At 34.3% G+C, this 7,731-nt stretch carries 9 protein-coding genes and 1 CRISPR repeat array; of the genes, 5 read left to right on the forward strand and 4 right to left on the reverse strand.

Translation table 11 applies throughout. The annotated features are described in order from the left end of the window. Positions 1-699: a CRISPR direct-repeat array (repeat unit 28 nt; unit sequence GTGTTCTCCACGTAGGTGGAGATGATCC). A gap of 570 nt (positions 700-1,269) precedes the next feature. Then, positions 1,270-2,040, forward strand: coding sequence for a hypothetical protein (locus Q9R40_RS08470; RefSeq protein WP_304677283.1), 771 nt, complete (start codon positions 1,270-1,272; stop codon positions 2,038-2,040). Positions 2,041-2,106: 66 nt separating this feature from the next. Here the strand turns inward: Q9R40_RS08470 and Q9R40_RS08475 are convergent, their stop codons facing one another. Continuing rightward, a complete protein-coding gene (locus tag Q9R40_RS08475; protein WP_304677285.1) occupies positions 2,107-2,949 on the reverse strand; it encodes a hypothetical protein in 843 nt (280 codons plus the stop codon). Positions 2,950-3,100: 151 nt separating this feature from the next. Between Q9R40_RS08475 and Q9R40_RS08480 the strand changes: the two genes are divergently transcribed. Then, a complete protein-coding gene (locus tag Q9R40_RS08480) occupies positions 3,101-3,541 on the forward strand; it encodes an 8-oxo-dGTP diphosphatase (protein ID WP_271329041.1) in 441 nt (146 codons plus the stop codon). Between the two features lie 30 nt (positions 3,542-3,571). Here the strand turns inward: Q9R40_RS08480 and Q9R40_RS08485 are convergent, their stop codons facing one another. After that, positions 3,572-4,231, reverse strand: a complete 660-nt coding sequence (locus Q9R40_RS08485) for a hypothetical protein (RefSeq protein WP_304678566.1) — start codon at positions 4,229-4,231, stop codon at positions 3,572-3,574. A 204-nt stretch (positions 4,232-4,435) separates the two neighbouring features. Between Q9R40_RS08485 and Q9R40_RS08490 the strand changes: the two genes are divergently transcribed. The 3 genes from Q9R40_RS08490 (at position 4,436) to Q9R40_RS08500 (ending at position 6,380) form a co-directional block, all read left to right on the forward strand. Next, on the forward strand, positions 4,436-4,837 hold the full coding sequence (locus tag Q9R40_RS08490) for a hypothetical protein (protein WP_304677290.1): 402 nt from the start codon (positions 4,436-4,438) through the stop codon (positions 4,835-4,837). Positions 4,838-4,925: 88 nt separating this feature from the next. Further along, the gene (locus Q9R40_RS08495; protein WP_304677292.1) at positions 4,926-5,306 is read left to right on the forward strand and encodes a DUF1828 domain-containing protein; all 381 of its coding nucleotides are present in this window, start codon (positions 4,926-4,928) and stop codon (positions 5,304-5,306) included. 222 nt (positions 5,307-5,528) lie between these two features. Further along, on the forward strand, positions 5,529-6,380 hold the full coding sequence (locus tag Q9R40_RS08500; protein ID WP_304677293.1) for a Rib/alpha-like domain-containing protein: 852 nt from the start codon (positions 5,529-5,531) through the stop codon (positions 6,378-6,380). Positions 6,381-6,424: 44 nt separating this feature from the next. On the opposite strand, the gene Q9R40_RS08505 is transcribed toward Q9R40_RS08500, so the two are convergent. Both Q9R40_RS08505 and Q9R40_RS08510 read right to left on the reverse strand, forming a co-directional pair. Further along, positions 6,425-6,553, reverse strand: a complete 129-nt coding sequence (locus Q9R40_RS08505; RefSeq protein WP_023599680.1) for an SPJ_0845 family protein — start codon at positions 6,551-6,553, stop codon at positions 6,425-6,427. Positions 6,554-6,644: 91 nt separating this feature from the next. Continuing rightward, the coding region (locus Q9R40_RS08510) for an APC family permease (RefSeq protein WP_304677294.1) at positions 6,645-7,731 on the reverse strand (1,087 nt) is incomplete at its 5' end.

Genomic DNA, 7,731 nt, shown 5'->3' on the forward strand with positions numbered 1-7,731 from the left:
GTGTTCTCCACGTAGGTGGAGATGATCCCTATTAGGTGATAATATGCCAAGTAAAAAAGAAGTGTTCTCCACGTAGGTGGAGATGATCCCATTGTATTAAATTGTGATTTAGCAATATGCAGGTGTTCTCCACGTAGGTGGAGATGATCCTATCAAACTAGAATCCTTGGTCAATGTAACACAGTGTTCTCCACGTAGGTGGAGATGATCCCTGGATCTTGTACACTAGAACAGGGAGCATATGGTGTTCTCCACGTAGGTGGAGATGATCCTACCGCCCATTAACCCAGTGGTTAAGGCTAAAGGTGTTCTCCACGTAGGTGGAGATGATCCGTTATGCTGGGTATGGTTCAAATACTCCAACTAGTGTTCTCCACGTATGTGGAGATGATCCTGTGCTGCTTTTTGGTACTTGGTCTCATGAATGGTGTTCTCCACGTAGGTGGAGATGATCCTGGAAAAGTTTCTGGAGGATAAGCGTCTAGAGGGTGTTCTCCACGTATGTGGAGGTGATCCTCTTCCTTTTACGGAATTTACACCACTCGAAAAGTGTTCTCCACGTATGTGGAGGTGATCCTCGTGGAGGTGCGCAGCCTCCTATGGCAACTGAGTGTTCTCCACGTATGTAGAGATGATCCTGCCACACATCGAATGAAGTCAGCTTCATTTTTGTATTCTCCACACATGTGGAGGTAACCTCATAAAAAGTGGCGTTGGCAGAACTACTAACTCCTGTTATCCATATACCTAATTCTACATGAGTTAGTTCAATGATTAGATAGCTCACATTAGCTAATTTAATATAAAAATATCAAGAGAGAAGAGATGTGACACCACCGATCGACTAAAGACTAGTAGGATTTGCTACAATAAAAGAAAAGACAAGTGAAAGTAGTAGATAGTTAAGTGAGTGCGCATAGTAGTCAGATAGGTGTGGGTACAAATCCCACCTCACTTGTCTTAAAGAAAACGATACTCAGTTGAGTATCGTTTTTATTTTGGTATTTTTTCTCGAGGATAGGACTTAAATATTTAATAAAGATAATCCAGATTATCATCCCATAACTAAATACACTAACTCTACTTGTTATGAAATCAAGCTGTTTCTACTTGTTGTGCAAGGAAAAATCATCACGTACAGCACATTTTAAGCCTGCTCTCATAACGGGCTAATCCGTAATTTAAAAACTCGATTCGTTATATAATCTGTATAATTTTTTAACTAAAAATGCTAAAATTGTTGATGTATTCAAATAGGGAGGTTTTTTGATGAAAAAAAGATATATTTTAGGAGCATTAAGTTTAGTACTTCTGGGATTGGGAACAAGTGCTTGCTCTAGTCAAAGTGATAATAGTAGCAGCAAACAAACAACTACTAGTAAGTCAAAGAAGTCTGTCGAAAAGACAGGTGAAAGCAGTAGTGAGAGTACAAAACGCTCTAAAAAAGATTTAAGTACAGCGGCTGACAATCAAGCTAATAATAGTAACAGTAACGATGGAAAAGCTTATGGCGGAAACTTCCAAGACAGTAAGGGATATATCGCTATTAATAATGTAACCAACGTCACTGTTAAGGGTTCTGACGGCGATAACCATTATGCTCTAGTGCAAGGAACTTTTACTAATAATGCTAAAGAAAGCGTTGACCCAACATCTTTCTTTAGCAATCACTTAAAAGTAATGGAGAAAGTTGGCAAAGCTACGCATGATATTGTTTTGGTCACCACAGACATTGAAAATGAATTAACACCTTGGGAAAACCAGATTAAGGAAGGTCGTAAGAAGATTGATCCTAATATGACCGGTAATTTTGTTATAGTATATAAATTAGATCCTGCAAATGGAGCTAAAACTAATGCAACCCATTATGTATTCGACCCTTACGATTCTAAATTTGGTAAATCATTAACTGTAAAAGTTTATGAGTCTAAGACCATTAAGAAATCTGGCAATAATGCAGCCAGCAATTCACATTCTGACGAAAGTACAGACACAAATTCAAGTGCCGATACAAGCAGCGATGCTGATACAGATGACTAATTAAATATTAAAAAACTGAGAACTATGAGGGTATTTCATGATTCTCAGTTTTTTTATTAGGTAGTATTATTGTCCAATTAGTTGCTGGAAATCGCTAACTAGTTTTTGAAAAGTGGCATTTAAATTCTGCATAAATTCGTTTTGATTATTTTTCATTTGATCTAATAATGAATCGGCCTGATTTGGATTTTGTTTGATTTGGTCGATAGTAGAGCCCAATTGATCAATTTGATTTTGTAAGGCTTGATTATTAGCAGCATTATTTTTCAACTGTTCATTTTCAGTTTTGATTTGGTTTAATTGGTTTTGTAATTCTTCTTTATCTTGATCCTGCTTATAGGTATTGATAGCACTTTGTAGTTCTTTATTTTGTTGCATTAATTGCTTGTTTTGTTCAGACAGATTATCTAATTTACTGTTAGTATTATTGAGGGCATTACTTTGAGCTTGCTCATTTTGAACTGTATCATTATGAGCCTGACAAGCTGAAATACCAAAGATGATGGCAATTAGTAAAACCAGTATTCCAAGAACAATATATACTATCTTTTTCTTGCCTTTCTTTTTAGGACGAGCACGTTTATTAGAAGAAGTATATTGTGCTGGTTTTTCTGGAGCCGGTTGAGGAGCAGGAGCAGAATCAGCCACATTATTTTTATCAGTTACCCAGGCTTGAATTTTCTTGGTTGCATATTCGTTCTTAGTGCCAATTGCTGTGATAATTACAGGATATACACCTGCTTCAGAACGATTAACAGCCTTTTTATTTATACTAAGATTATCATTTGAAATAAGATGGCCATTTTCTGTAACTGTAAGTTCCAGTTGAGAAATTATTTCTTGATTGGTCAGATTTTGATTAAGAGGCCAGGTAATTGAGTCTACTCTGGTATTGATTTGTAATGTCATATCTAAATTCCTTTGAAAAACTTTAGTCTATTTAATTCAATTATACTAATAAAATTTACTTAGAGAAATTAATTAACAGTAGTAAAATAAAACTTAAACAATTATAAACTATAGAAATAATATAATTAAAATTATGTAAAATGGAGAAGAAATGAAAAGATCAGAAGCTGTAACTTTAACTAATATGTGTATGATAAAAGATAAGGATAAAATTTTAGTTCTAAATAGAACTGATCCAGTTTGGCCCGGTTTAACTTTTCCAGGCGGCCACGTCGAATCTCATGAAGCTTTTCATGACTCAGTGGTTAGAGAAATAAAAGAAGAGACGGGATTAGAAATAGAGGACCCACGTTTAGTTGGAGTAAATCAATTTTTTGACCATAATGATGAACGCTATCTTGTATTTTTCTATGTGGCTACTAAGTTTACTGGTACATTAAAAGCTTCTGATGAAGGAGATTTAACTTGGATGACAAGGGAAGAAATAGAAAAATCAAAATTAGCATATAATTTTGATCATGATTTACCAATCTTTTTCGATGAAAAGTTAAGTGAACATATCTTAGATGGAGATAGGGATCAGACTTATTAAAAAAGACATTCGATTTGAATGTCTTTTCTATTAGTCTTGAGTATTTTCAGTTGAGCTAGTTGACTCAGAGTCATTATTTTGACTAGCTGGCGTTTCTGTTTCCTTGCTTGAACTTGAAGAAGATTCAGATGAAGCAGTAGAAGATGATGAAGTATTTGAATTCCCCGAGTTTGAACTATTTGTAGAAGAACTTTGAGTAGTTGCATTTGCATTACTGTTAGTAGTCCAGCTGTTATCAAAGTAATAGTTAGGTTGAGGATTATAATAACTATAATTGCGGCGTGGAACAGTATAGGAAGATGTACCAAAGTTAGATTGTGGTAGAGTACTGCTTGCCTTATGTTCACTGCGTTGAATAGGTAAAGTAGTACTTGATGAACTAGAACTTTGGCTTTCAGAACTAGATTGATCTTCTTTATTTTGGAGACTATCTAGTTGATCATCCATCTTAGTGTCTTCATCTTTTTTCTGCTCAGTCTTGTCTGATTTTTCTTTTTTATCGTCTTTATTTTTAGGTTTCTCTTTTTCAACTTTTTTATGAGATTGCTTATGAGAAGACTGAATAATGGCATAGTCTGCTGCAGAAGATTTATGTTTTGGCTCAACCAAGTTGTTACGACAACCTGCAAGTAATAAGAGACCACAACTTAAAGCACCAACGATTAACTTTTTCAAATTAATTTTCTCCATTTAAAACTTCTTTTATTATAACCAAAATTATTAATATAAAACAGTAAAATTAAGTATTGATAAGAAGGGATTTGAAAATTAATATATTATTTTTCAAGTTTGGAAGTTCAAAGAACATATTTTTTCTAGAAAAGATATAATAGATATGTAGTGAATTAATTTGTTAAATTTATTTTTAGATAAAGATGTTGGAGGTCAGTTTCTATGTATGATCTTGAAGACGTTTTAATGAAATCTTTTAGAGAAGATAATGGCATTAGTTCGGCATTTTCAATTGAACCGGTTGATGATAATGAATATCGTGTTTCAACTAATGTGGTTGATGGCTTGAACGATACTATTCACTTTTATTTAGTTGTTTATCCTAACGGAACTTGTGCCTTGAATGATCGAGTATTTACGGCACAAATGATTGATGATAATATTGGGAGTTTCGCAAGCATTGCCAGTGATGTGGCACGTTTAGCTAGTGAATTTGGTGTATTATTAGATGACCGCGGAGAACTAACACGTGACTATATTAATGCTCGCGATCTTAGAAATGAAGTAAACAACTTTACTCAATTATTAAATCGCGTAGTTGAATTTGCTCAAATCCATAGATAATTTAATTACAAGAGAAGAAGCTGAAAGCAGAAGCTTCTTTTTTTTTGTCTAATTAAGTTATAATTTGAATAAAAACAAGGAGAGAACTATGAAAGATTCTGAAATAGAGTTAATTGGGCAAAATGCCATGAATTGGTTAAAAGAACATATTCATTTTATAAAAGCTGGTTCAGATATTGAGGTAGCAACACCCTTAATTGGTGCATATGGGGACTTAGTATATTGCTGGATTGAAAAAGAAGACGATTATTACCGAATTACTGATGACGGGGGAACTTTATTTAAACTTGATCCTGGCCAAGAAAATATGGATTTACTTGAAGAAGCAATGGATATTGTAATTGGAGCTGGTTTTGAATTTGATGAAGAGACTTTAGAAATTTACCAAGTGGTAGATCAAGAGGATATCCCCGCTACACTTAACGATCTGACTCAATTACAGGTTGCTTTGACTTATTTAGCCAGCTGATAACTTTCCCATCATAATTAAGTTTTTAAGTACAAATTTTTTGTTTTTCTTATTGCCTATGATATAAATAATATGAAAGCGCTAATATAGTGTATTTCTTAAAATATTACAAAGAATGTAAAAAAAATCTTAATTTGTAACATTTTTGTAAAACTACGGTATAATAAAAGTAAATAAAACAGCAAGCTTAAGTATAGCTTACCTTGCTGAGGAGCGTGAATTATGATGAGAAAAGTTAAGAAGAGAAGTATCATTACAAGTTTGGGTGCAGCTGCAATGTTAGCATCTTTGAGTGTAGGGGGAACTGCTTTTGCAGCAAGTACTACAAGTGTTAATAGTAGCACCGCTACTACTGATCAAGCCAAGACTTATCAAACTCAACTTGAAGAACATAAGAATTTACAAGCTTATACTAATCCATTAACTGTACAAGCGTTAACTACTACTAAGGGGGTTTTACCTGATGCAACAAGTGGCATTTCTAATTGGAGTCAGGTTCCAGCTGGAACAGTAGCTGCTTGGGATAATAAGCCTGACGTTAATAAGGCCGGAACTAGTTACGGAACCGTTTATGTTACTTTCCCAGATGGATCTAGATCAAGATTAGCAGTTTACGTAACAGTTAAAGATGGTGCAGCTAGTCAAAGTAGTGAAAATACAACTACTACCACTACTTCTTCAGATAAAAACTCTTCAGCTGCGGTAGCATCAAAGTCAACTGCTAAGAGCTCACAAGTAGAAAGTGAAGCTAAAACTTCTGCCAAAGACACTGATACTGAAAAGACAACTACTGTAGATAAAGCTGATAAAGATCAAGCAGCAAAATCCAGTTCTAAATCTGACAAAGACGTAGTTGTGAAGGATTTAGGATCAACTACTGTTACTGAAAAAAATGTTAGTGTTGTAAGTAACTCAAAGGATAAGGACAAGGATTCAAATCCAATTTCTGTCGCTACTCGCTTACCAGAAACTGTGGCTAAGGCTACTAATCCACTTGTAATAATTTTCGGTGCATTAATTGCGGCTGTAAGTGGTGCAGTGATTTGGAGTAAAAAATTAAAGAAAAGAAACTAATAGACAATAAAAGAGGTTGAAACTAGTCGTTTCAACCTCTTATTTTATTTATCCTTATTTTTTTCCTTGTCTTTGCTATTTTGAGCTTTTTTCTTTTTAGGATCATCTGGCAAGATAGCAAATTTATCAAGCATTTTTTCTAATTGATTATTTTTTTCAAAAGTTAAACCCATCTCTTTAGCTCCTTTAAATTAAGATAAGTGAATTATACCCTATAACCTTAACTAAAAAAAGTAAGCTGCATTTTATAGGCAGCTCACTTTTTTAGTTTTTACGTCTTAATTTAGCTAAAAAGTCTTCATGTTCTTTTTCTAACTTTTCATCCTTATCAATAAAGAAGTAGCAGGCAGCTGCAATTACTGCCACCACAGCTCCTAAGAGTAGTGTCTTAGGAGTAAAGTTAGTAACCATATAACAAGAAATAATCAAAGCAATAATTGGAATAGTATATTTTCCAGGTAGTGAAAAACCGTGCGTTGGATATTCATTACTATGCTTAAATTTAATGACTGCTAAAATTGATGGTACATATTGAACAAAGGATGCTAAAACTGTACATGAGACAAGGAATAGGTAACTTTGAGTAGCTAAGGCTCCTGAAAGAACAGCGGTAAAAATAATACCAACCCAAGGAGCATCATGTTTGTTCTTCTTACCAATCCATTTCGGAAGCATTCCGTGTTCGGTAGCAAGGGATGCAATCAGTGAAGGCGTATTAAACGAAGCACTAAATGCAACTCCAAAGATTGAAATTAACATCCCGACAATCATAAAAGCAAAACCCCATTGACCAACACCAGTCTTTAGAGCACTCGCTAATGGATTAGAATAACTTCCTAGTTTTTGCCCACTTAAACCAATGGCAACTAAAAGCATCAAGCAATCTAGAATTGTTACACTAGTCATTACTGCAACTAAAACGCGTGGAATATTCTTTTCTGGATTATTCATTTGCTTTGCGGCAATTGGAATAAAGGAAAAGCCAGTAAATAAGTAAAAAATTGGTGTGAAGGCATCCCCAAAATGCTTAAAGAATGGTCCAACACCAGTTAAAGCTGCATGTGGAATTATCGGAGTAAAGTGAGCTTTCTTAATAAAGAAGGCCCCCACAATAATGAAGACAAGTAATGTAATAATCTTAGCTGCAGCTGAAATGTTATTAACAATTTTTACCCAAGATCTACCAAAGAAATTAATAATTGAAAACAGTAAAATCAAGAAGATAACTCCACTAATGTAGACTGCATTATTTTTAAAAATAGGTAGAAAACTCTTTAGAATAGTTAATAAAGCAACTACTTCGGCAGAGAGAGTTGTACATCCTAAAAACCAAGTAAAAATACCTAGTTCA

The sequence above is a fragment of the uncultured Lactobacillus sp. genome, from assembly GCF_948948975.1.
In the GTDB taxonomy this organism is placed as follows: Bacteria; Bacillota; Bacilli; order Lactobacillales; family Lactobacillaceae; genus Lactobacillus.